The following is a 21,006-nucleotide window of genomic DNA, read 5'->3' on the forward strand; positions in this document are numbered from 1 at the left end:
GGTCTACGGTGATCGGCATCAGACACCAACGCCGTCGAGGAGCCGTCATGGCCGGGTTTGTGCAGATCATCGAATTCCAGACCTCTCGCATCGACGAGATCGAAGCGCTGGGCCGGCCGTCCAGAACCGAAGGAGCCACCACACCGACGTTTCGCCGCATCACCGCCACGGCGGACCGGGACCGTCCCGGGACATACTTCACCATCGTGGAGTTCGACTCCTACGAGTCGGCGATGGAGAACTCCAACCGGCCTGAAACGTCCGACTTCGCCGCGCAGATGGCGGCCCTGTGTGAGGGACCCCCGGTTTTCCGCAACCTCGATGTGCAATGGGAGGACACCGGGCAGGGGTCCGCAACCGCTCTTTAGACCGCTGTTGGTGTTACAGGAGGGACTCCTGATGACGGCAGCTATTGCACGCCCGGCAGTTGGCCCATAGGTTGGAGACAGCGGACAACAGTTTCGCGTCTGCCTGCTGTCGGAGCAGGACCAGAAAAAGGGTTACAAAGGAAGTTAGCAATGGCAACAGGCACAGTTAAATGGTTCAACGCCGAAAAGGGCTTCGGCTTCATCGCTCCGGATGATGGATCAGCAGATGTATTCGCACACTATTCAGCAATTGCCAGCAGCGGCTACCGCTCCCTGGATGAGAACCAGAAGGTCGAGTTCGAGGTGACCCAGGGCCCCAAGGGTCCGCAGGCAGAGAACATCCGCCCGCTGTAACGGCTTTCCAAAGGCTCCCCTGTCCGTGCCCCGCACGCACAGGGGAGTTTTTGGTTTTCAGCCCGGCATATTTGCACCGCTTTCCAAGCCTGCGGAGCCCTGGCGGCGCGCCGCCCCAGGGAGCAGGTCTCGGGCGGGGCCGCAAAGTGGTGCAGAAATGCCCCTAGCAGCGCCGCACTGCCCGGTAGAGTGCCGCCATGGATGAAAAAGCGACCCTGCACCACTACCTCAGGACTCGGCGCGCCCAGCTCCTCGCCAAGCTCGACGGCCTGGGTGAGTATGACGTCCGCCGGCCGATGACACCCACCGGGACCAATCTCCTGGGCTTGGTGAAGCACGTGGCCAGTGTGGAACTGGATTATTTCGGCGAGGTCTTCGGCCGGCCCAGCGGCCGGGTGCTGCCCTGGTTCGCCGACGGTGCCGAACCGGACGCGGACATGTGGGCCACCCCGGAGCAGACACGGGCCGAGATCGTCGACCTGCACCACTTCTCGGCGGCGCACACCGATGCGACCATCGATGCGCTGCCCCTCGATGCTCCCGGCGTCGTGCCCTGGTGGCGGGAAGAACGCAGAAACGTGACCCTGCACCAGATGCTGGTACACATGTGTGCGGAGACGGCGCAGCACTTGGGACACGCGGACATCATCCGCGAACTCATCGACGGCTCCGCCGGGCAGGGCCCCAACGACCCCAATCTCCCCCAGCGGGGTTCCGCGGAGCAGGCAGCCTATGTGGAGCAACTGGAGGCCGCAGCGCGGGAAGCTGCCGCGCTGGCCGGGTGGAACGCCCCTTAGACGAAGGCCGATTTTCCTGTCACGGCCCGGGCCACAATCAGGGAATTGATCTCGTAGCTGCCCTCGTAGGTGTAGAGGATCTCGGCGTCACCGAAGAGCTTCCCCATCTCGAAGTCGCTGCTGATGCCGTTGCCGCCCAGCAGCGACCGGCCCAGGGCCACGGAGGCCCGGGCCAGCCGGGTTGTGGTGGCCTTGGCCATCGCCGCCTGGGCCATTTCCAGCCTGCCCTCCTCCTGGATCCGGGCCAGCTGTGCCATCAGGGCCAGCGAGGCCGAGGCGTTGCCCAGGATCTCGGCAAGCTGCTGCTGGATGAGCTGGAAGCGCGCCAGCTCCTTGCCGAACTGGCGGCGCTGCAACGAATAGGAGCGGGCAACGTCAAAGGCCGCGAGTTGAATCCCTGCTGCCTGCCAGCCCACCCAGGCGCGGGAATCCCTCAGCAGTTCGTTGGCCTTGGTGAAATCCGTGGCGCCGGGGAGCATGTTGGTTTCCGGAATGCGGACGCCGTCCAGCTGGATGTCGGCGTTCTGCATGATCCGCAGCCCGATCTTGTTGCTGATCTTGGTGGCCGTGTAGCCGGGGCGGTCCGTCTCGACAATGAAGCCTTTGATCTGCTGGTCGGCGGCGTCCCGGGCCCACACGAGCGCAAAGTCGGCGATGGTTCCGGCCCCTATCCACCGCTTGGCCCCGTCGATGACCCACTCGCCGTCCTCCAGCCGGGCCGTGGTGGCCAGCCCGCCGGCGATGTCCGAGCCGTGCTCCGGCTCGGTCAGCGCGAACGCCCCCAGCTGGGTGAAGGCGGTCAGTCCCGGCAGCCACCGCTGCTTCTGCTCCTCCGACCCCAGGGCGTCGATCATGCCGACGATCAGCTCGTTGTGGATGCCCACCAGTGCCGACAGGGAGACGTCGGCCCGCGCCACCTCAACGTACATGAGGCCCTTGAAGAGCGTGGATGTCCCGTCCGTCTGCAGCCCGCCAAGCCCGTGCTTCCCCAGCTCGGCGAGCAGCCCGAACGGGAACTCTTCCCGGTTCCAGTATTCGATGGACTGGGCCCGGACCCTGGACTGCAGGAAGTCCCGGATTTCGAGATAGCGGGTCCGCTCGGCCGGCGGAAGCAGGTCCGCAACATACATAAGATCGGCATCGGCAAACGGTGGCGCCATAGTCCCCGTTTCCCCTGCTGTGGCTTTCCCCGTTGTAGCCTCTGCAGGCTGTCCGTTGTCACGTCCTTGTGGCTGCACGGGCATAGGTCCCTTCGCTCTTCCAAACCGTTGGATGTCCTAGTATATTGCACAGTGATGTGGATCACTAGGACGCGAATCCCCAAGCGAAAGGTGCCCCATTGACAGTCACCGACGACTTCCGTGCCGCACGCGACCAGTTGCTCGCTTTGCGCCAGGACTACCGCCAGGCGAGGGCCAGCTTCGAATGGCCGCGGCCCGCGGAGTTCAACTTCGCACTCGACTGGTTCGACGCCATCGCCGCCGATCCTGCCAGCGGCGCCAACCCCGCCCTGGTGATCGTGGAACAGGACGGATCCGCCACCCGACGCAGCTTCGCCGAACTGTCGGCCCGGTCCAACCAGGTGGCCAACTGGCTCCGCAGCCAGGGCGTGAAGCGCGGCGACCGCATAATCATCATGCTGGGCAACCAGGTGGAACTGTGGGAACTCGTGCTGGCCGGCATCAAGCTTGGCATCGTGTTGATCCCCACCACCACCCTCATGGGTCCCGCGGACCTGAAGGACCGGGTGGAGCGCGGGGAAGCGGGCTGGGCCGCCGTCGGCCGTTCAAACCTCGGCAAGTTCGCCGAGGTGCCCGGCAGCTACCGGCTCATCGAAATGCCCGACGCCGGTGGCGGCGGCAGCTCACGCGCCGGTGGCGGCGCCGGAACTGAGGCCGGTGCCGGCACCGCGCAGGCGCTGCAGTACTCGGACTCCGCCGTCTCCCCCAGGGACTTCACCCCCGACGCCCCCACCTTGGCGGACGAAACCCTGCTCCTCTACTTCACCTCGGGCACCACCTCCAAAGCCAAGCTCGTGGAACACACGCACACCTCGTATCCGGTGGGCCACCTCTCCACGATGTACTGGATCGGCCTCGAGCCGGGAGACGTGCACCTCAACGTGGCTTCCCCGGGCTGGGCCAAACACGCCTGGTCCAACCTGTTCGCCCCGTGGATTGCCGAGGCCTGCGTGTTCGTTTACAACTACGAACGCTTCGATGCCAGGGCCCTGATGGAGCAGATGGACCGGGAGAAAGTCACCAGCTTCTGCGCTCCGCCCACCGTCTGGCGGATGCTCATCCAGGCCGATCTCAGCCTCCTCAAAAATCCGCCCACCAAGGTTGTTTCAGCCGGCGAGCCGCTCAACGCGGAAGTCATCGGCCAGGTAGAGCGCGCCTGGGGCCAGACCATCCGCGACGGCTTCGGCCAGACCGAGACCACGGTGCAGGTGGCCAACACCCCCGCCCAGCCCGTCAAGACCGGTGCCATGGGCCAGCCACTGCCGGGGTACGACGTGGTCCTCGTCGATCCCGTGACAGGAGAAGAAGCGGACGACGGCGAGCTGTGCCTGCGCCTGGATCCCCGCCCCGCCGGGCTGATGAAGTCGTACTACGGCGATCCGGACAAGACGGCCGAAGCCTTCCGCGGCGGCTACTACCACACGGGCGACATGGCCAGCCGGGACGAGCACGGCGTCATCACCTACGTGGGCCGCGACGACGACGTCTTCAAGTCCTCCGACTACCGGCTCTCCCCGTTCGAGCTGGAGAGTGTGCTCATCGAGCACCCGGCGGTGGCGGAGGCCGCCGTCGTTCCCTCCCCCGACCCGCTGAAGCTGTCCGTGCCCAAGGCGTTTGTGGTGCTGGCTGCCGGCCACGAACCGGGACCCGAACTCGCCGAGGAAATCCTCCGATACTGCCGCGACCATCTGGCGCCGTTCAAGCGCATCCGGCGGCTGGAGTTCACCGAGCTGCCGAAAACCATCTCGGGAAAAATCCGCCGGGTTGAGCTGCGGCACAGTGAGGAGCTCCGCCATGCAGACAGCACTCAGGGGAGCGTTGCCCTCGGCCTGGGAACGGAATACTCCGAAACGGATTTCCCGGGCCTGAAAAGCCAGGGCTGAGCCGTGAGCCCTCCGCTGCCCCGTGACCCAATTGCCGACGCACAGCGCAACTGGGAGAGCCACGGCTGGAGTGACGTCGCCGCACCAATGGCTGCCATCACGGCAATCATGCGCACCCAGCAGATCCTTCTGGCCCGCATCGAGGGGGCCCTGAAGCCGTTCGGGCTGACCTTCGCCCGCTACGAACTCCTGGCGCTGCTCAGCTTCGCCAGGAGTGGCGCCCTGCCCATGAACAAGGCGAGCGCCCTGCTGCAGGTCCACCCCACTTCGGTGACCAACGCCGTCGACCGCCTCCAGACAGCGGGACTGGTGGTCCGCTCACCGCATCCCACGGACGGGCGCACCACGCTGATCGAGCTCACGGCTGAGGGCCGCACGCTGGCGAAAAGGGCGACGGCGGTGCTCAACGCCGAGGTATTCGGCCAGTCCGGTTTCGGCGAGAATGACGTGAACCAGCTCATCCGGATTCTGGGCGATTTTCGCCGCGGCGCTGGGGACTTTACGGACTGACGGGCTTTACGGATTGTCCGGCTTCACCGACCGCCCGGCCGTCCGTGCCACGCTGGAGCTCCTGGACGAACGTGTCAAGCAATGCCGCCTGCTGCGGGCTGTTGGCCAGATGTACCAGGTCGGCAGCCGTGCTGGCCACCTTGATGTTGGTATCCTGGCTGTACTTGGCCAGCAGATCGAAAGCGGTCTGGGAACCAATCCGCAGTATGCCCATCAGGATGCCCTTCGCCTGTTCTATGGTGCTTCGCGTGCCAAGGGCACCTTCAACCGCCTCCCGTGCCGCCCTCTCCGTTTCCCACTGCAGGGTGCTGGTCAGGTCAACGATGAACCCCTCAACAGCAATGAGCCGGCCGTTCTCCATGAGCGCCTCGCCGGCAGTGAGGACACGGTGTTCCCGCATGCGGGCATCAAGGATCCGGTGGTAGCTGCAGAAAAATCCGCCTGAATCGCAGGCCGCCATGAAGATGTCATGGCAGCGGTCCCTGTCATCCGGATGCTTGTGGGAGTAGAGAAGCTCCACGGTGGGCACGATCTCGCCGCGCCGGTAACCGTGGAGCGTGTACAGCTCATCGGACCATTCAAGCCGCCCCGAAATGGCATCGTAATGGAACGTGCCGGCAACACAATCTGCCGGCCCGAGGGCGCTCGAGTAGGCCCGCACGGTTTTCGGAAGGCTCATCGCGGTCCCCTGCCGCCCTACCCGGCCATCCCTTGGCACTGGAGGGGCACGCGCATGGATGGGCGTCGCACGGCAGCGTGGGGGCGGGAACCGAGGAAGCGGTCCACGGGAGCCTTAGCCAACTCCTTCACATGGCCCATCCCGGCGTACTCACGAACGGCAGCGATACGCTCGACTGCGGCAGCTTTGCTGGGAAAAGGGCGGGATACGGCCATCACGGTGCCGTCCGGGGCGGTGAGCTGGAATCTGAAGGAATCCCCTGCGTCAATGAAGAGTTCGAACATGCCAGCCATTTAGCCCTCCTGGATACGGGAACACGGCATCCGGGACGCCGTCGTCGCCGGAAGCAGCTGAGGTTTTTCTCCTTACCGATCCCGCGGATGAGCCAGGGCGGTAATTGAGGAATTTATGAAATTGTGAACCAGTTCCGGGCTCTTGGCAAGGGCGGTCCCCGGCCGCAGCACACTGTGCGCCCGGTCCGCCAGCGAAAGTTCTTGCCCCGCTCGTCGGGGACAGACCGTTCTGTCTCTATACTGGGGTCTAAACGCCTTTGGGGGCACCGACGTTGGCGGGCCGGCAAGATCCTGCCGGGAAGCACGTGGCAAGTAACAGCGGAAGGAATCCAGAATGGGCGACATGCCCGACGGCGTGATCCACACCGGGGTAAAGGCCGACCTGTTCAAGTCCATGGGACACCCCGCACGTATCCTGGTCCTGGAGATGCTGGTCAACGGCCCCGAGACCGTGAGCAACCTGCGGGACTGCACCGGGCTTGAGGCCTCCAACCTCTCCCAGCACCTCGGCATCCTGCGGCGGCAGCGGCTTATTGTTCCGTCCCGGAAGGACGGTCGCCTGTTCTACGAACTGACGTCACCCGAAGTCCGCGAGGTCCTCGAAGCGGCCCGCGGCCTGCTGGGCACCATCCTGGACGTTGGCGTCCTGAGGAAACCTGACGGCGGAGCGGAGGGCAACGGCTCCAACGCGGACCCCGGCGCCGCGCCTGCATCCGCCCTGACGCCGGCAGCACAGGCCGCAGGCTAGGCGTGGTCCGCGACGGCGGCCGGCGCGGCATGCCCGAAAAGCCAGGCCGCGACGTCGCTCCTCAACACAACGTGCGGGCTGCCCGTTCCGCTGACACTTCCGGCCGGCACGTAGTAGCCGCGGCCGCCGCCCGGACCGCCGGCAGCCCGGTCCAGTGCCTCCACGCTCCTGCGGCTCAGGTGCCCCTGCGGGCCCGTGGCGTGGATTTCCTCAAGCTCGGCCGCGGTGAGGCGTCCCAGTACAGCAGCGATGTCGGCCACGATCGTTCCCCTTTTCGCACGTTTGCCTGAATAAACACTTTTGCCTGAAGTGCAAGGCTAGGGCATCGCGATTAACTGCGGGTGAAATCCCGGCGGCCATTTCAGGATTCCGCTGTGGCGGCAGGTGAAATCGCGGCGGCGAAGTCAGTACAGGAAGATGTCGATCCACGTCCGGTTGTGCGCGTGGAGCAGCACCAGGAACAGCACGAAGTCGAAGAGCAGGTGCACGCTCACGATGTACGACAGCGACTTGGTCACCGTGAAGATGCGGGCCTGCAGCAGGGCGAAGGGATAGATGAAAAACGGCGCCCAGGCCTTGAACCCCAGTTCCCACAGGAACGAGGTGAACAGGACGGCCTGCAGCAGGTTGGCCTGCCAGTCGGGCAGGTGGCGGCGCAGCAGGGCGAAGCAGGTGCAGATGAAGAACAGCTCATCCCAGATGCCCAGAGCGTTGGTGCCGACGAAGAGCCGCGCGATACCCTCGGGGTCGTGCACCGCGGGCCAGTTCGAGTAGACCCCGGTCCGGATCATGTACACGGGCAGCAAGGCGTAGCCAATCACGACGACGGCGGGGAGGTACCATTTCTCCGCACGTGTCCATTTCTGCCCGGTCCGCACCGGAAACACCACGGCATGCTCTTTGGTGATGAAGCGCGATACGGCATAGGGGATCCCCACGGCCGCGATCATGGCCGAGCCCATGACGAGCATGTGGGACGCGCTGACGTCGGTAGTGATCGGCACGGCGCTGATGATGGCCACCCCGGCCGCAATCAGCGCGAGGTCGCGGAACAGCAGCCGGTCCACCAAGGCCGCGAGCACGAGGGCTGCAGCGAGCAGGGCATACCCCAACAGGCTCTGGTCCAGCGCAAACAGGACAAAGCCGGCCAGTGAAACCATGGCCGCCGGGACAACGCGCAGGGAAGTCCCCTTCACGGTTCGCTCCCCGGTCAGCCGAGTGCTCACCGGTGCCTGAACTCCGGCTGGCGCTTCTCCGCGAAAGCAGCCATGCCTTCCTTCTGGTCCTCGGAGGCGAACAGCGAATGGAACAGCCGCCGTTCAAACAGCACACCCTGCGCCAGCCCCGTCTCGAAGGCCGCGTTGACGGCTTCCTTGGCTAGCATGGCGGCCGGCTTCGACTTGGATGCGACGACCTCGGCGGCCTTCAGCGCCTCCTCCACGGTGTCAGCGGCAGGCACCACCCGTGCCACCAGACCTGAGCGCTCCGCCTCGGCCGCGTCGATGAACCGGCCGGTGAGGATCATGTCCATCGCTTTGGCCTTGCCCACGGCACGGGTGAGCCGCTGGGACCCGCCCATGCCCGGCACGACGCCGAGGTTGATCTCGGGCTGGCCGAACTTGGCATTGTCGCCGGCGATGATGAAGTCACACATCATGGCCAGCTCGCAGCCGCCGCCCAGCGCGAAGCCGGACACCGCCGCGATCAGCGGGATGCGCAGCCGGGTGAGGTCTTCCCACCCGCGGAACCAGTCGGCGTCGTACATCTCCAGGTAGCCCTTGTCGGCCATCTCCTTGATGTCAGCGCCGGCAGCGAAGGCCTTCCCCGATCCGGTGATCACGACGGCGCCGACGCCGGGATCCGCGTCCATGGCCGAAACCGCCGCCACGAGTTCTTCCAAGGTGGTCCTGTCGAGGGCGTTCAACGCCTCGGGCCTGTTCAGGGTGACCAGGCCGACGCGCCCGCGGCGTTCCACCAGAATGTTCCCGTACTCGTGCGTCATCCATGCCCCTCACGTGGTTGTGCGTCCTGAAACGTCGGTGCGTCCTGAAACTAAGCCTACTGTCCTGACTTGTCCCGGATGTCCGTGATGATGCCGGAGAAATCCCGGCCGGCCCCGCCTTCCGCAGCGAAGGCATCGTAAATCTCGGAGGCCAGCGGTCCCATCCGGGCGGCAACACCGGTGGACTGGAGGGCGTTCAGCGCCAACCGCAGATCCTTGGCCATCAATGCGCCGGCGAACCCGGGCTGATAGTCGCGGTTGGCGGGACTGGTGGGCACCGGCCCCGGGACCGGGCAGTTGGTGGTGAGGGCCCAGCACTGCCCCGACGCCGCGGACGCGACGTCGAAGAGAGCCTGGTGCGTCAGCCCCAGCTTCTCCCCGAGGACGAACGCCTCGCTGACGGCGATCATCGAGACGCCCAGGATGAGGTTGTTGCAGACCTTCGCGGCCTGGCCGGCGCCGTGCTCTCCGCACAGCACCGCGCGCTTGCCCATGACGTCGAACAGCGGCCGCACCGTCTCGAAGTCCTCCGGTAGCGCGCCCACCATGAATGTCAGCGTCCCGGCCTCTGCGCCCACCACTCCGCCGGAAACCGGTGCGTCCACGGAGCGGTGACCGGCGTCGAGGGCGAGCCGGGCCGCTTCCCGCGCCTCGTCGACGTTGATGGTGGAGCAGTCCAGGAACATGGTGTTCGGCGCCGCGGCGGCCAGCAGTCCGGGCTCCCCGTTCGCGCCCCGGTACGCGTCGAGCACATGCTGCCCGCTCGGGAACATCGTGAGCACGATCTCTGCTCCGGGGATGGTTTCCGGGGCACTCGCGGCAACGGGGATGCCGTGCTCGCGCGCAGCGTCCAGCGCGGCGGGCACCACGTCGAAGCCGATGACGTCGTAGCCTGCCTTGACCAGGTTGACGGCCATGGGTCCGCCCATGTGGCCGAGCCCGAGGAACGCGACACGCGTTTTTGCTTCTTCAGGCATGGTCCGACTCCCTTTCCCACAGAACCAGTTCCCTGTCCCCCAACGGCGCAAAGTACCGCTCGACGTCCTCCGCGTGCACCTCCGGCAGCGTTGCCGGCTGCCACTGCGGGTTGCGGTCCTTGTCTACTACCTGCGCCCGGATCCCCTCCCGGAAGTCGGGTCCGGCGAGGCAGCGCAGTCCCACGCGGTATTCCTCGGCGAGCGCTTGGTCAAGCGTCAGCCCGCGCGACCGGCGGAGCGAGGCCAGGGTCACCTTGACGGCTGTGGGCGACTTCGCCTCAATAGTGTCGGCGGCAGCCGCTGCTTCCCCGCCCGCGGCACGCAGCCGTCGGACGATTTCCTCGGCGTCGTCCGCTGAATAGCAGGCGTCGATCCAGTCCCGCTGCGCCTCCAGCGCCGAGGCGGGCGGCTTTTCGGCAACGCGTACGACGGCGGCTTCCGCACTTTCGTCTTCCAGCGCCGCCGCGAGGGCCGCGAGGCTGCCGGACGGAACAAAGTAATCGGCGAGCCCCAGGAACAGCGCATCCGCACCGCTCAGGTGGGCGCCGGTGAGGGCGGCATGGGTACCAGCCTCCCCCGGTGAGCGTGACAGCAGGAGGGTCCCGCCGACGTCGGGCACGAACCCGATGGTGGTCTCGGGCATTCCGGTCCGCGTGCGCTCGGTGACGATGCGCAGGGAGCCGTGCGCGGAGATGCCCACGCCGCCGCCCAGCACCAGGCCATCCATGAAGGCGACATACGGCTTGGGGAATCGCTCGATCAGGGAGTTCAGCCGGTATTCGTTCGCCCAGAAGCCGGCCGTTTCGTTGCCGCCGGCTAGGATGTCGCGGTAGATGGCCACGATATCCCCGCCCGCGCACAGGCCGCGGTCGCCGGCACCCTGGACCAGCACGCTGGCAACGCTGTCGTCACCTGCCCAGGCAGTGAGTTGCTCCAGCATGGCGGTGACCATGCCGGCCGTGAGCGCGTTGACCGCTTTGGGCCGGTTGAGGGTGACCACCCCCAGCTTGCCCCGTTGTTCGAACAGCACCTGTCGTTCAGGTTCAGTCATCAGCTTCCTTCCGGCATGATGAAGCTGGCGCCCTGCCGGATACCGGAGGGCCAGCGCGAGGTCACGGTCTTGGTCTTGGTGTAGAAGCGGAAGGCGTCGGCCCCGTGCTGGTTGAGGTCCCCGAACCCGGACGCCTTCCAGCCGCCGAAGGTGTAGTAGGCGATGGGCACCGGGATCGGGACGTTGATGCCCACCATGCCCACCTGCACCCGGCTGGCGAAGTCCCGGGCGGCGTCGCCGTCGCGGGTGAAGATGGCCACGCCGTTCCCGAACTCGTTCTCGCTGCAGAGCCGCAAGGCCTCGTCGTAGTCGGACGCGCGGACGACGCTGAGCACGGGGCCGAAGATCTCCTCGCGGTAGATCTTCATGTCCTTGGTGACGTTGTCGAACAGTGTGGGGCCCACCCAGAACCCGCCGTCGTAGCCGTCCACGGCCAGGCCGCGGCCGTCCACCAGGAGCGAGGCGCCATCCTCCTCGCCGGACTTAATGTAGCCCTCGATCCGCTCCTTGGCGGCGGGCGTCACCACCGGCCCGAAGTCGGAGTCCTTGGCCGTGCTGTGCCCCACTTTGAGGGATTTGATCCGCTCCTGCAGCCGTGCCACAAGATTGTTCGCCGTCTCCTCCCCCACGGGAACGGCAACGGACACTGCCATGCAGCGTTCGCCGGCCGACCCGTAGCCGGCCCCGATCAGGGCATCGGCGGCCATGTCCAGGTCCGCGTCCGGCATGATCACCATGTGGTTCTTGGCGCCGCCGAAGCACTGGGCCCGCTTGCCGTGGGCCGCCGCCGTGGCGTAGATGTATTGGGCGATCGGGGTGGAGCCGACGAAGCCGATTGCCTGCACGCGCTCGTCCTCCAGCAGGGCGTCCACGGCTTCCTTGTCGCCGTTGACCACGTTGAAGACGCCGTCCGGGACCCCTGCCTCGGAGTAGAGCTCCGCCAGGCGCAGCGGCACGGATGGATCGCGTTCGGACGGCTTGAGGATGAACGCGTTGCCTGCCGCGAGAGCCGGCCCGGACTTCCACAGCGGAATCATCGCGGGGAAGTTGAAGGGCGTGATGCCTGCAACCACGCCCAGCGGCTGGCGCATGGAGTGCACGTCGATGCCCGCGCCGGCGTCGTCGGAGAACTCGCCCTTGAGCAGGTGCGGGGCGCCGGCGGCGAACTCAACCACTTCGATGCCGCGCTGGATGTCGCCCCGGGCATCGGCGAGGGTCTTCCCGTGTTCGGAGGACAGGAGGGCAGCGAGCTCGTCCATATTCTCGTTCACGAGGTCCACGAACTTAAGCAGGATGCGGCCGCGCCGCTGGGCGTTCATGGCGCCCCACTCCGGCTGGGCTTTTTCGGCGTTCGCGATGGCGTTCCGGACTTCCTCAGCGCCCGCCAGCGGCACCTTGGCCTGGACCTCGCCGGTGCAGGGATCAAAGACGTCGCCGTACCGGCCGGAGGTGCCGTCTACCCGCCGGCCGCCAATGTAGTGGGAAAGTTCGCGAACCATGGATGCTCCTTTGCATGACCCCGGTCATCTTTGCTGCTGAATCTACTCGGACTTCCTACTAAATTCCAGAGTCCGCTGGGTGGGGCTGGCAGCCGGTTTGGACGCGGTCCGGGCGGGGGGTGGACGCGGTTCAGTCAACAGAGCGCCGCCATCTGCCGGGAGTCCCATCCGCGTCCAAGTTCGGTAAGTTAGGACTGTGAAGATAGCTACCTGGAATGTGAACTCGCTGCGTGCCCGTGCCGACCGTGTGGAGGCGTGGCTGCAGCGTTCCGACTGTGACGTCCTGGCCATCCAGGAGACCAAGTGCAAGGACGAGAACTTTCCGTGGGAGCTCTTCGAGCGCATGGGCTACGAGGTGGCACACTTCGGCGTCAACCAGTGGAACGGCGTTGCCATCGCCTCACGGGTGGGGCTGGACGACGTCGAACGCGGCTTCACCGACCAGCCGCATTTCGGCAAGGCGGGCAAGGATCCCGTCCAGGAAGCACGTGCCATGGCTGCTACCTGCGGCGGAGTCCGGGTGTGGAGCCTCTACGTCCCCAACGGCCGCTCCCTCGACGACGAGCACATGCCCTACAAGCTCAAGTGGCTTGATTCCCTGAAGAACCACGCTGCCGGTTGGATTTCCGAGGACCCGTCCAAGCAGGTCGCGCTGATGGGCGACTGGAACATCGCCCCTACGGACGACGACGTCTGGGACATCGACCTCTTCGTCACCCAGCGCTACACCCACGTCAGCGAACCGGAGCGGGCCGCGTTCCACGCCTTCGAGTCGGTGGGCTACTCCGACGTCGTGCGTCCCCACACCCCGGGCCCGGGCGTCTACACGTACTGGGACTACACCCAGCTGCGTTTCCCCAAGAAGGAGGGCATGCGGATCGACTTCGTACTCGCCTCGCCGGCCCTCGCCTCCCGCGTTTCCGGCGCGTCGATCGACCGGGAGGAACGCAAGGGCAAGGGCGCCTCCGACCACGCACCGGTGATTGTGGAACTGACCGACTGATGGAGGCTGACGGCTGATGACAGGCAGGCATTCATGACGGGCAACCTCTACCGGGGCCAGGCCGGGCTCCCGTTTTCCTCCACGCTGCGCGTCTATGAACCGCTGGACGCGTTTCCCGAGGATCAGCAGGCCGCCATCAAGTCAGCCGGTGAGCGGGCGGTGTCCCGCGCCGCCGTCGAAAACGCGGAGCTGCTGGCTTCCCTGGGGCGGATCACCCGGCCGGGCGGCGATCCGTTTCCCACCGGCCGGACCGACCTGGTGCGCGTCACCCGCGCCCCGGGTGTCCCCGTGGAGGACGCCGGCAAGGAGGGCTCAGGCAAGGAGAGCCCAAGGGAGGAATCGGCCGACGGCGTCGGGCTGCTTTACTGCCCCAGCCAACTGGTGCTTCGGGCCGGGTTGGCGGCAAACGCTCTGATCGAGGGCATCCACGGGCCCCTGGCCGAGCTGCTGATCCCCGAGGAGCAGCGGGACAGGCACCAGGAACGCATCGACATGGTCAACGCGCGCGACGGCATCACGCGGGTGCACACCCGGGCCTCCACTTGGGGTATCCCCTTCAGCTGGTTCTCGCTGTTCCTCGAGTCCGACCCGCAGGACGTCGTGGAGGCCAGCGGCAGGATCCTCACCGTGCGTGTGTGGGCGCCCATATCGGACGCCCTCGACCGGGTGCGCTACGCCGTGGCGAACCTGGCCCTCGCCGCGCCTGACCTTGACATGCTGGACGACCTCACGCAGCTCACCGAATGGCTGGAGCTCTTCCACGCGGACTCGATGGTGGAACTGGACTACGGCGCGGTGGCGGACAAGGTCTACCCGGACGACTCTCCCATGGACGTGCGGCTGGGGATCGAGTGCCTCGCAGAGGGTGACATGACGGGCGCGGCCGCTGCGTACCGCCGGCTGGCCTCCCGCTGGATCCCGATCCGTCAACTGGCCCGGGCCTCGTAACCTGCACTTCCCCGCCCGGCACTGTGCTCTTTCAACACGTCAGCTGCGCTGCTAGGGAGACCGGGGCGGCGCCGTCGTGCGTCTGACGATCAGGCGGTGCGGCGCGACGGAGGACTGCACCGAACCGGGGATCCCCAGGAGTTCGTCGAGCAGCATCTTGGTGCCAAGCTCGGCCTGCTCGTCGGGCCGTTGCCCCACAGTGGTGAGGCCGATGGCGTCGGAAAAATCGTGGTCGTCGATGCCGATCACGGACAGGTCCTCCGGCACCCGGACGCCGGCGCGGTTCGCTTCGAAGATGACCCCCATGGCCATTTCATCTGACGCGCAGAAGATGGCGGTGGGTTTCTCGCCTGGCTGGGCCCACAGCCGCCGGAACGCCTCCTGGCCACTGCGGACGGTGAAGTCGCCCCACTCGTCCCACTCGGGACGGACTTCCAGGCCGGCAGCTGTCATGACGTCCTGGAAGGCCAGGATACGGACCCGGGGAACATCGAAGTTGAGGTCGGTTTCATCGTCGCCATGCAGCAGCGCGATGTCCCGGTGGCCGAGTCCGATCAGGTGCTTGACGGCGGTGGACGCTGCCGCGTAGTCGTCGATGCCGATGTAGGCACATTCCTCCACATGGCCGCCCACCACCACCAGCGGGATGTCGATCTTTTGCAGGTGCTCCAGCTCGTCCCGGGTCAGCGCCATACACAGGACCAGGAGGGCGTCGATCTGCTTGTAGACCATGGTCTTGCTGAAGAGCCGCTCGCGGTGGCTGCCGTGGCCGCCCAGGTTGAAGAGTGACAGGTTGTACTGCCGCGCATGGAGTTCGCGGTCCGCGCCCTCGATCGCCTTGGAGAAGAACCACCGGCTCACAAACGGGGCCAGCACGCCAATGGTCTTGGTGCGTCCGGTGGCGAGGCCGGACGCGGAGGATGAGGCCACGTAGCCCAGCGCCGCTGCCACCTCCAGGATTTTCTCCCGGGTTGCCGGCGAGACCCTGGGCAAGCCCCGCACGGCGCGGGACACGGTTGCCGTGGAAACTCCCGCCGCCGCGGCCACATCCTCGATACTGACTCCTGAGTGGCCACCGCGCTGTGCCCTTTCAGTAGTGCGCGCCACGATGTCCTCTCCAAGCGTCATGCCGATTTCCGCCGTGCAGTGTCCCGGCGGCAAGAATCCATTTTAGTCCCGAAGGTTTTACTTGCGGCGCGTGGCCGTGCGCGCCGGGAGGCGCCTGCGGAGCCTGACCATGCCATACAGTGCCAGCAGTGTGGCCAGCAACCCCAGCGCCCAGAAGACGGCGGGCTGCGCCGTCACCTCCATCCAGACGGTGACGACGAGCAGCACCACGGCCCAGAAGCCAAGGAATCCGATGATGATGTCGAAGTCCTCGCCGGACCGGACGCGCTTGGGCGCGACCGGTTCCGGCTTCCTGCCCCGTGGTGCTGCTCCGTGGGTCACTTGACAGCGCCCGCCGTCAGGCCGGCCACAATCTTGCGCTGGAACACCAGCACCAGGATGACCAGCGGAATAGTGACGATGGTGCCTGCCGCCATAATGGCCGTGTACGGGACCTGGTTCGGCTGGGCACCGGCGAAGTTGGCGATAGCCACCGTTACCGGCTGGGTTGCATCGCTGGACAGCTGGCTGGCGATCAGGAATTCATTCCAGGAGGAGATGAAGGCCAGGATCGCCGTGGTGAAGATGGCCGGTGCAGCGAGGGGCATGATGACCTTGCGGAAGGCCTGTCCCTGCGTGCATCCGTCCACCCGTGCAGACTCCTCCAGCTCCCATGGCATCTCCCGGAAGAAGGAAGTCATGGTGTAGACGGTCAGCGGCAAGACGAAGGAAATGTTCGGGATGATCAGCGCCTGGTACGTGCCCATCCAGCCGATGTTGGTGAACAGCTGGAACAGCGGGGTGATCAGGGCAACGCCCGGGAACATGGATGCGCCCAGGATGAAGCCGAGCACCATGTACTTGAACCGGAAGTTCAGCCGCGCTAGTGCATACGCCGCGAAGACACCGATAACCAGCGACACCAGCGTGACGACGCCGCCGATGAAGACGCTGTTGAGCAGCGCCTGGCCGAACCGGTTGCCGAACGAGGTGTCGAACGCGGTGTTGAAGTTGTCCAGCGTGACATGGCTGGGCAGGATCGAGGTGTCGTAGGTGAAGCCCACCTCGCGGAACGCCGTCACCACCATCCAATACGCGGGCGCCAGGCACCAGATCAGGATGACGGCGGCGCTGATGTAGGTCCTGCCCTGCGCCCACTTTTCCTTGTTCTGTGCGTTGCGGCGGCCTCGGTCCTGCTCCGCGCGCAGGCTTGTGGCGGAGGATGTCGCGGCGGTCATTTCTTCCCCTTACCGGTGGCGCCGCTCTGTTCAACAACATTTGCCCCCAGGAACCGGACAAAGATGAACGCGACAAGAAAGATGATGATGAAGGTGATGGTCGACAACGCCGCGGCGGCATTGAACCCTTGTCTGATCTGGTTGATCACCAGGATGGACAGGGTCGTGGTGTTGTTTGCGCCGCCCGTCAGGATGTACGGGAGGTCGAACATGCGCAGCGCGTCCAGGGTACGGAACAGGATGGCCACCATCAGGGCTGGCTTCACCAGGGGCAGCGTGATCAGCCGGAAGCGCTGCCAGGCGGTGGCACCGTCGACCTTGGCGGCTTCATAAACCTCTGCCGGGATCATCTGGAGTCCGGCGAGGATCAGCAGGGCCATGAAGGGGGTCGTCTTCCAGACGTCCGCGATGACCACTGCCCACTTCGCCGGCCATTCGCTGCCTGTCCACAGGATCGAGGTGTTGAACAGCTTGTTGGCGATGCCTTCGAAGGCGAAGATGAAGAACCAGAGCTTCGCGGTGACGGCGGTGGGGATGGCCCACGGCACCAGTACAGCTGCTCGGACCATGCTCCGGCCCTTGAAGGTGCGGGCCATGATCATTGCCATCCAGAAGCCCAGGACGGTCTCGAGGGTTACGGTAACCACGGTGAAGAAGAACGTTGTCGCCGTGGCCGACCAGAACTGCGCGCCCAGCGTACCCGGCGGGCACGCCACCGTTCCGCCTGCCGGCGCAGAACACTGCTGGGCGAGCCAGTTGACGTAGTTTTGGACGCCTGCCGGACCGCCTGCGGTAAAGAGGCCGGTGGCCGGATCCAGGCCGGCATCCTTCTGGAAGGACATCACGATTGCGCTGATGATCGGGTAAACGATCACCACGGCAAGGGCGATGATGGTCGGGGCAAGGAGCCACGAGGCCCACTTTCCCTGGCTCAGAATCTTGTTATCCTCACCCACGCCCTTGGGGCCATGGTGGATCGGGGCGCCGCCCGACGCCGGTGCCTTGACCGGCGTCGGGCCTACTTCGGTTGCCATGGCAGAACTACGATCCTGAACCGGCGGATTCGATGGACTTCTGCATGTCAGAAAGCGCGGTGTCCACGGGCTTCTCGCCCTTGATGGCTGAATACGCGTTTTCCTGGATTGCCTTGGTGACCGCCGGGTAGAACGGGCTGACCGGACGCGGCACGGCGTTCTCGATGGAGGTCTTCAGTACGGGCAGGTAGGGGAGCTTCTTCACCAGGGCGGCGTCAGTGTAAAGGCTGCCCAGCACCGGAGCCAGTGACCCCTGGGTGGCGTAGAACTTCTCCGTCTCTTCGGACGTCATGAACTTCAGGAAGTCCAGGGCCGTTGCCTTGTTCTTGGAGTAGACGCTCACAGCCATGCTGTGGCCACCCAGCGTGGAGGCACCGGGGCCGTCCTTGCCCGGGATCGGGGCGATGCCCAGCTTGTCCTTCACTGCCGAGGAACCTTCAGTGGTGGCCAGGTTGTAGACATAGGGCCAGTTGCGCAGGAAGAGGAGCTTCCCGCTCTGGAACGCCTGGCGGCTCTGCTCCTCCTGGAAGGTGATGCCCTCCTTCGGGATGTTGCCGTCGGCGTAGGCCTTGGCCAGGTTCTCCAGGCCCGCCTTGGCCTCGGCGGTGTTCAGGCTGGGCTTGCCGTCCTTATCCAAAACAGCGCCGCCGGCGGAGTTGATGGCCTCCGAAGCGTTGACAGTCAGGCCTTCATACTTGCTGAACTGCCCGCCGTAGCAGCCCATGTTGTTCTGCTTGGCGATGGAGCACATGCCCATCATCTCGTCCCACGTCTTCGGTGGAGTGGGAACCAGGTCCTTGCGGTAGTACAGCAGGGCGCCGTCGGAGGTCTGCGGGGCCGCGTACAGCGTTCCCTTGTACGAGGCGGCGTCGACGGTCGGCTTCAGCATGGCGCTGGTATCGAAGGCCATCTTGTCCTTCAGCGGTTGGAGCCATCCCTTGGCGGCGAATTCTGCGGTCCACACGACGTCAACGTCCACGACGTCGTAGCTGGGGTCCTTGGCCTGGAAGTGCTGCACGATGTCGTCGTGCTGCTGGTCCGCCTGGTCCGTCTGCTCCTTGAACGTCACCTTCTCGTTCGGGTGGGCGGCGTTCCACTTCTCGATCAGCGGGCGGACCACGTTGCTGTTGTCCTTGCCCTGAACGTAGGTGATGGGGCCTCTTCCGTCGAGGCCGTTGGCGGCGTCACCGCCCCCGGCACCGCCGCCGCCCGTGGTGCCGCCCCCGCCGCCGCCGCAGGCAGACAGGGTCAGGGCGAGCACGCCGGCAGTGGCGACCGGGAGTAAGAACTTAGGGGTTTTCATTGGCTGGAGACTCCTCGCTGAGTGACATGGAAATCATTCGTGCGGTTGATGTGGTGACTGTCACACTAGTAACGTTGCCCAAAGATATGCAAGCGTTTACACCTAATTGTTACCGGAGAGGCAACCATGAGTCACCGCCCGATCAGCACGCCAGCATCCGAGACGACTGCGTGGTGGGCCCACGCAGCTGTTTACCAGATCTATCCGCGTTCCTTTTCCGATGGGAACGGTGACGGCATGGGTGACCTGCCCGGTGTCACGACACGCCTGCCCTACCTGCAGCAGCTCGGGGTCGACGCGGTCTGGCTTTCGCCGTTCTACCGCTCTCCGCAGGCCGATGGCGGCTACGACGTCGCCGATTACCGGCAGGTGGACCCTATGTTCGGTACGCTGGCTGACTTCGACGCCATGCTGGAGGACGCCCACGCCCGCGGGCTGAAGGTGATCGTCGATCTGGTCCCCAACCACACCTCCGATGAACACGTGTGGTTCCAGGAGGCCCTCGCGGCGGAACCCGGCTCGGCCGCCAGGGAGCGTTACATGTTCCGGCCGGGGAAGGACGAGATTACAGGCTCCGGCGACGGAAACCTTGCACCCAACAACTGGAAATCCATCTTCGGTGGACCGGCCTGGACGCGGACCACAAACGCCGACGGCTCCCCCGGGGACTGGTACCTGCACCTTTTCGACACGAAGCAGCCGGACCTCAACTGGGAAAACCCCGAGGTCTGGGAGGAGATGCGTTCCGTGCTCCGCTTCTGGCTGGACCGGGGCGTGGACGGCTTCCGGGTGGATGTGGCGCACGGGATGGTGAAGGAGGCCGGCCTTCCGGACTGGGAAGGCGTGGCCGCCATGGTGGAAGGCTCCGCTGAAGCCGCCCATCTGACGGATCCCCCGGGCGCCCACGGAGAGTCGGTTGAGCCGCATACGGCGCACACTGCCGTCGGGGAGGCCACCGAGGGCGCGGAACACGAACCAGTGTCGCCGCTGTATCCGCCGTCGCCGTTCTTTGACCAGGACGGCGTCCATGACATTTACCGGGACTGGAACCGGGTCCTGGCCGCGTACGACGGCGACCGCATGCTGGTGGCCGAAGCGTGGGTTGAACCGGCGGAACGGCTGGCGCGGTATATCCGGCCGGACGAGATGCAGCAGGCCTTCAACTTCGATTTCCTGCTGGCTGGCTGGGACGCCCGGCGGATGGCCGTGGCCATCGAGGATTCCCTTGAGGCTGCCGCGTCCGTGGGCGCACCGTCCACCTGGGTCCTGAGCAACCATGACACGGTGCGCCATCCGAGCCGTTTCGGTTTGCAGGATCCCACCACCTTCCCGAAGGGGATTGCCGCCGAGGACGAGCAGCCCGATGCAGCCCTGGGATTGGCCCGTGCCCGGGCCGCTTCGCTGGTGTCTCTGGCCCTCCCCGGCTCCGCGTACATCTATCAGGGCGAGGAGCTTGGCCTCCCGGAGCACACCACGCTGCCCGCCGAGGCCCGGCAGGACCCCACGTTCTTCCGGACCAACGGCATTGAGCGCGGGCGCGACGGCTGCCGGGTGCCGCTGCCATGGAAATCCGCAGCGCCCGGGTATGGCTTCGGGGAGGCGTCCACCGCGCAGGACCCGGCCGCGCCCTGGCTGCCCCAGCCCGAATCCTTCGAAGACCTGGCCGCTGACCGGCAGGATGGCGTCAAAGGCTCCACACTGGAGCTGTACCGCGCCGCGCTCACCGCACGCCGGAACCACGGCCTGGGATCCGGCACGTTCTGCTGGGCAGACAACCACAACCCCGAACTGGGCGTCTTGGCGTTCCACAACCGTGATGTCCTGGTGGTGGCCAACACCGGGGCGGATCCCACGCCGGTCCCCGACGGTTACCGGGTGGCGCTGTCCAGCGGTGCAGAATCAGGCGCTGATGAAGCCGTGGTTGCGCCCAACAGTGCGGCCTACCTGGTGGCCGGATAGGCTGCCCGACGG

At 65.9% G+C, this 21,006-nt stretch carries 23 protein-coding genes; 9 read left to right on the forward strand and 14 right to left on the reverse strand.

Translation table 11 applies throughout. The features are described 5' to 3' along the window. The first annotated feature begins 47 nt into the window (after positions 1-47). The 3 genes from DBZ45_RS16110 (at position 48) to DBZ45_RS16120 (ending at position 1,519) form a co-directional block, all read left to right on the forward strand. Positions 48-368, forward strand: coding sequence for a putative quinol monooxygenase (locus DBZ45_RS16110; protein WP_111904888.1), 321 nt, complete (start codon positions 48-50; stop codon positions 366-368). A 150-nt stretch (positions 369-518) separates the two neighbouring features. Then, the gene (locus DBZ45_RS16115) at positions 519-722 is read left to right on the forward strand and encodes a cold-shock protein (protein ID WP_003799085.1); all 204 of its coding nucleotides are present in this window, start codon (positions 519-521) and stop codon (positions 720-722) included. Between the two features lie 197 nt (positions 723-919). Then, on the forward strand, positions 920-1,519 hold the full coding sequence (locus DBZ45_RS16120; RefSeq protein ID WP_111904889.1) for a DinB family protein: 600 nt from the start codon (positions 920-922) through the stop codon (positions 1,517-1,519). Here the strand turns inward: DBZ45_RS16120 and DBZ45_RS16125 are convergent. Beyond that, entirely contained in the window at positions 1,516-2,679 is a 1,164-nt protein-coding gene (locus DBZ45_RS16125) for an acyl-CoA dehydrogenase family protein (protein ID WP_111904890.1), read from the reverse strand. The two genes, DBZ45_RS16120 and DBZ45_RS16125, sit on opposite strands and share 4 nt — an antisense overlap. 179 nt (positions 2,680-2,858) lie before the next feature. Here DBZ45_RS16125 and DBZ45_RS16130 point away from each other — a divergent pair, with 179 nt between their 5' ends. Then, positions 2,859-4,643 (forward strand): AMP-binding protein, encoded by a 1,785-nt coding sequence (locus tag DBZ45_RS16130; RefSeq protein ID WP_111904891.1) that lies wholly within the window; start codon positions 2,859-2,861, stop codon positions 4,641-4,643. Between the two features lie 3 nt (positions 4,644-4,646). After that, the gene (locus DBZ45_RS16135; protein WP_111904892.1) at positions 4,647-5,153 is read left to right on the forward strand and encodes a MarR family winged helix-turn-helix transcriptional regulator; all 507 of its coding nucleotides are present in this window, start codon (positions 4,647-4,649) and stop codon (positions 5,151-5,153) included. Here DBZ45_RS16135 and DBZ45_RS16140 read toward each other — a convergent pair. Further along, positions 5,143-5,832, reverse strand: coding sequence for a PAS and ANTAR domain-containing protein (locus tag DBZ45_RS16140; protein ID WP_111904893.1), 690 nt, complete (start codon positions 5,830-5,832; stop codon positions 5,143-5,145). The two genes, DBZ45_RS16135 and DBZ45_RS16140, sit on opposite strands and share 11 nt — an antisense overlap. A gap of 17 nt (positions 5,833-5,849) precedes the next feature. Next, on the reverse strand, positions 5,850-6,125 hold the full coding sequence (locus DBZ45_RS16145; RefSeq protein WP_111904894.1) for a YegP family protein: 276 nt from the start codon (positions 6,123-6,125) through the stop codon (positions 5,850-5,852). A gap of 334 nt (positions 6,126-6,459) precedes the next feature. On the opposite strand from DBZ45_RS16145, the gene DBZ45_RS16150 reads away from it, so the two are divergent. Continuing rightward, the gene (locus tag DBZ45_RS16150) at positions 6,460-6,873 is read left to right on the forward strand and encodes an ArsR/SmtB family transcription factor (RefSeq protein WP_111904895.1); all 414 of its coding nucleotides are present in this window, start codon (positions 6,460-6,462) and stop codon (positions 6,871-6,873) included. On the opposite strand, the gene DBZ45_RS16155 is transcribed toward DBZ45_RS16150, so the two are convergent. The 6 genes from DBZ45_RS16155 to DBZ45_RS16180 all read right to left on the reverse strand — a co-directional run bounded on the left by DBZ45_RS16155 (position 6,870) and on the right by DBZ45_RS16180 (position 12,402). Next, positions 6,870-7,133, reverse strand: coding sequence for a hypothetical protein (locus DBZ45_RS16155; protein WP_111904896.1), 264 nt, complete (start codon positions 7,131-7,133; stop codon positions 6,870-6,872). The genes DBZ45_RS16150 and DBZ45_RS16155 overlap by 4 nt on opposite strands. A gap of 144 nt (positions 7,134-7,277) precedes the next feature. Beyond that, entirely contained in the window at positions 7,278-8,033 is a 756-nt protein-coding gene (locus DBZ45_RS16160; protein WP_223257120.1) for a CPBP family glutamic-type intramembrane protease, read from the reverse strand. 62 nt (positions 8,034-8,095) lie between these two features. Further along, positions 8,096-8,875: an enoyl-CoA hydratase gene (locus DBZ45_RS16165; RefSeq protein ID WP_111904898.1), complete on the reverse strand. Its 780-nt coding sequence runs from the start codon at positions 8,873-8,875 to the stop codon at positions 8,096-8,098. 56 nt (positions 8,876-8,931) lie between these two features. Continuing rightward, positions 8,932-9,852: a 3-hydroxyisobutyrate dehydrogenase gene (gene mmsB / locus DBZ45_RS16170; RefSeq protein WP_111904899.1), complete on the reverse strand. Its 921-nt coding sequence runs from the start codon at positions 9,850-9,852 to the stop codon at positions 8,932-8,934. Next, positions 9,845-10,903 carry an enoyl-CoA hydratase/isomerase family protein gene (locus DBZ45_RS16175; protein ID WP_111904900.1) on the reverse strand — a complete coding sequence of 353 codons (1,059 nt, stop codon included), beginning with the start codon at positions 10,901-10,903 and terminating at the stop codon, positions 9,845-9,847. Before DBZ45_RS16175 ends, mmsB begins: the two co-directional genes overlap by 8 nt. Continuing rightward, positions 10,903-12,402 carry a CoA-acylating methylmalonate-semialdehyde dehydrogenase gene (locus DBZ45_RS16180; RefSeq protein WP_111904901.1) on the reverse strand — a complete coding sequence of 500 codons (1,500 nt, stop codon included), beginning with the start codon at positions 12,400-12,402 and terminating at the stop codon, positions 10,903-10,905. Before DBZ45_RS16180 ends, DBZ45_RS16175 begins: the two co-directional genes overlap by 1 nt. A gap of 196 nt (positions 12,403-12,598) precedes the next feature. Between DBZ45_RS16180 and DBZ45_RS16185 the strand changes: the two genes are divergently transcribed. Then, on the forward strand, positions 12,599-13,405 hold the full coding sequence (locus DBZ45_RS16185; protein ID WP_111904902.1) for an exodeoxyribonuclease III: 807 nt from the start codon (positions 12,599-12,601) through the stop codon (positions 13,403-13,405). 33 nt (positions 13,406-13,438) lie between these two features. Beyond that, positions 13,439-14,353, forward strand: a complete 915-nt coding sequence (locus DBZ45_RS16190) for a hypothetical protein (protein WP_111904903.1) — start codon at positions 13,439-13,441, stop codon at positions 14,351-14,353. A 51-nt stretch (positions 14,354-14,404) separates the two neighbouring features. Here the strand turns inward: DBZ45_RS16190 and DBZ45_RS16195 are convergent, their stop codons facing one another. The 5 genes from DBZ45_RS16195 to DBZ45_RS16215 form a co-directional block, all read right to left on the reverse strand. Continuing rightward, a complete protein-coding gene (locus tag DBZ45_RS16195; protein WP_111904935.1) occupies positions 14,405-15,460 on the reverse strand; it encodes a LacI family DNA-binding transcriptional regulator in 1,056 nt (351 codons plus the stop codon). Positions 15,461-15,538: 78 nt separating this feature from the next. After that, positions 15,539-15,802: a hypothetical protein gene (locus DBZ45_RS16200; protein ID WP_111904904.1), complete on the reverse strand. Its 264-nt coding sequence runs from the start codon at positions 15,800-15,802 to the stop codon at positions 15,539-15,541. Further along, on the reverse strand, positions 15,799-16,698 hold the full coding sequence (locus DBZ45_RS16205; RefSeq protein WP_111904905.1) for a carbohydrate ABC transporter permease: 900 nt from the start codon (positions 16,696-16,698) through the stop codon (positions 15,799-15,801). The genes DBZ45_RS16200 and DBZ45_RS16205 overlap by 4 nt, the downstream gene beginning before the upstream one ends. Continuing rightward, the gene (locus DBZ45_RS16210) at positions 16,695-17,732 is read right to left on the reverse strand and encodes a carbohydrate ABC transporter permease (protein ID WP_111904906.1); all 1,038 of its coding nucleotides are present in this window, start codon (positions 17,730-17,732) and stop codon (positions 16,695-16,697) included. Before DBZ45_RS16210 ends, DBZ45_RS16205 begins: the two co-directional genes overlap by 4 nt. 7 nt (positions 17,733-17,739) lie before the next feature. Next, positions 17,740-19,035, reverse strand: a complete 1,296-nt coding sequence (locus DBZ45_RS16215) for an ABC transporter substrate-binding protein (protein WP_111904907.1) — start codon at positions 19,033-19,035, stop codon at positions 17,740-17,742. Positions 19,036-19,161: 126 nt separating this feature from the next. On the opposite strand from DBZ45_RS16215, the gene DBZ45_RS16220 reads away from it, so the two are divergent. Further along, positions 19,162-20,994 carry a glycoside hydrolase family 13 protein gene (locus DBZ45_RS16220; protein ID WP_111904908.1) on the forward strand — a complete coding sequence of 611 codons (1,833 nt, stop codon included), beginning with the start codon at positions 19,162-19,164 and terminating at the stop codon, positions 20,992-20,994. The last annotated feature ends 12 nt before the right edge of the window (positions 20,995-21,006 follow it).

Origin of the sequence: Arthrobacter globiformis (assembly GCF_003261175.1) — a bacterium.
In the GTDB taxonomy this organism is placed as follows: domain Bacteria; phylum Actinomycetota; class Actinomycetes; order Actinomycetales; family Micrococcaceae; genus Arthrobacter; species Arthrobacter globiformis_A.

Bases quoted from the DNA above. Each gene is read 5' to 3' on its own strand.
- DBZ45_RS16190 (WP_111904903.1), top strand. From the start codon at position 13,439: ATGACGGGCAACCTCTACCGGGGCCAGGCCGGGCTCCCGTTTTCCTCC.
- DBZ45_RS16115 (WP_003799085.1), top strand. From the start codon at position 519: ATGGCAACAGGCACAGTTAAATGGTTCAACGCCGAAAAGGGCTTCGGC.
- DBZ45_RS16205 (WP_111904905.1), bottom strand. From the start codon at position 16,698: ATGACCGCCGCGACATCCTCCGCCACAAGCCTGCGCGCGGAGCAGGAC.
- DBZ45_RS16125 (WP_111904890.1), bottom strand. From the start codon at position 2,679: ATGGCGCCACCGTTTGCCGATGCCGATCTTATGTATGTTGCGGACCTG.
- DBZ45_RS16215 (WP_111904907.1), bottom strand. From the start codon at position 19,035: ATGAAAACCCCTAAGTTCTTACTCCCGGTCGCCACTGCCGGCGTGCTC.
- DBZ45_RS16150 (WP_111904895.1), top strand. From the start codon at position 6,460: ATGGGCGACATGCCCGACGGCGTGATCCACACCGGGGTAAAGGCCGAC.
- mmsB (WP_111904899.1), bottom strand. From the start codon at position 9,852: ATGCCTGAAGAAGCAAAAACGCGTGTCGCGTTCCTCGGGCTCGGCCAC.
- DBZ45_RS16175 (WP_111904900.1), bottom strand. From the start codon at position 10,903: ATGACTGAACCTGAACGACAGGTGCTGTTCGAACAACGGGGCAAGCTG.
- DBZ45_RS16210 (WP_111904906.1), bottom strand. From the start codon at position 17,732: ATGGCAACCGAAGTAGGCCCGACGCCGGTCAAGGCACCGGCGTCGGGC.
- DBZ45_RS16110 (WP_111904888.1), top strand. From the start codon at position 48: ATGGCCGGGTTTGTGCAGATCATCGAATTCCAGACCTCTCGCATCGAC.
- DBZ45_RS16165 (WP_111904898.1), bottom strand. From the start codon at position 8,875: ATGACGCACGAGTACGGGAACATTCTGGTGGAACGCCGCGGGCGCGTC.
- DBZ45_RS16120 (WP_111904889.1), top strand. From the start codon at position 920: ATGGATGAAAAAGCGACCCTGCACCACTACCTCAGGACTCGGCGCGCC.
- DBZ45_RS16140 (WP_111904893.1), bottom strand. From the start codon at position 5,832: ATGAGCCTTCCGAAAACCGTGCGGGCCTACTCGAGCGCCCTCGGGCCG.
- DBZ45_RS16220 (WP_111904908.1), top strand. From the start codon at position 19,162: ATGAGTCACCGCCCGATCAGCACGCCAGCATCCGAGACGACTGCGTGG.
- DBZ45_RS16180 (WP_111904901.1), bottom strand. From the start codon at position 12,402: ATGGTTCGCGAACTTTCCCACTACATTGGCGGCCGGCGGGTAGACGGC.
- DBZ45_RS16145 (WP_111904894.1), bottom strand. From the start codon at position 6,125: ATGGCTGGCATGTTCGAACTCTTCATTGACGCAGGGGATTCCTTCAGA.
- DBZ45_RS16160 (WP_223257120.1), bottom strand. From the start codon at position 8,033: ATGGTTTCACTGGCCGGCTTTGTCCTGTTTGCGCTGGACCAGAGCCTG.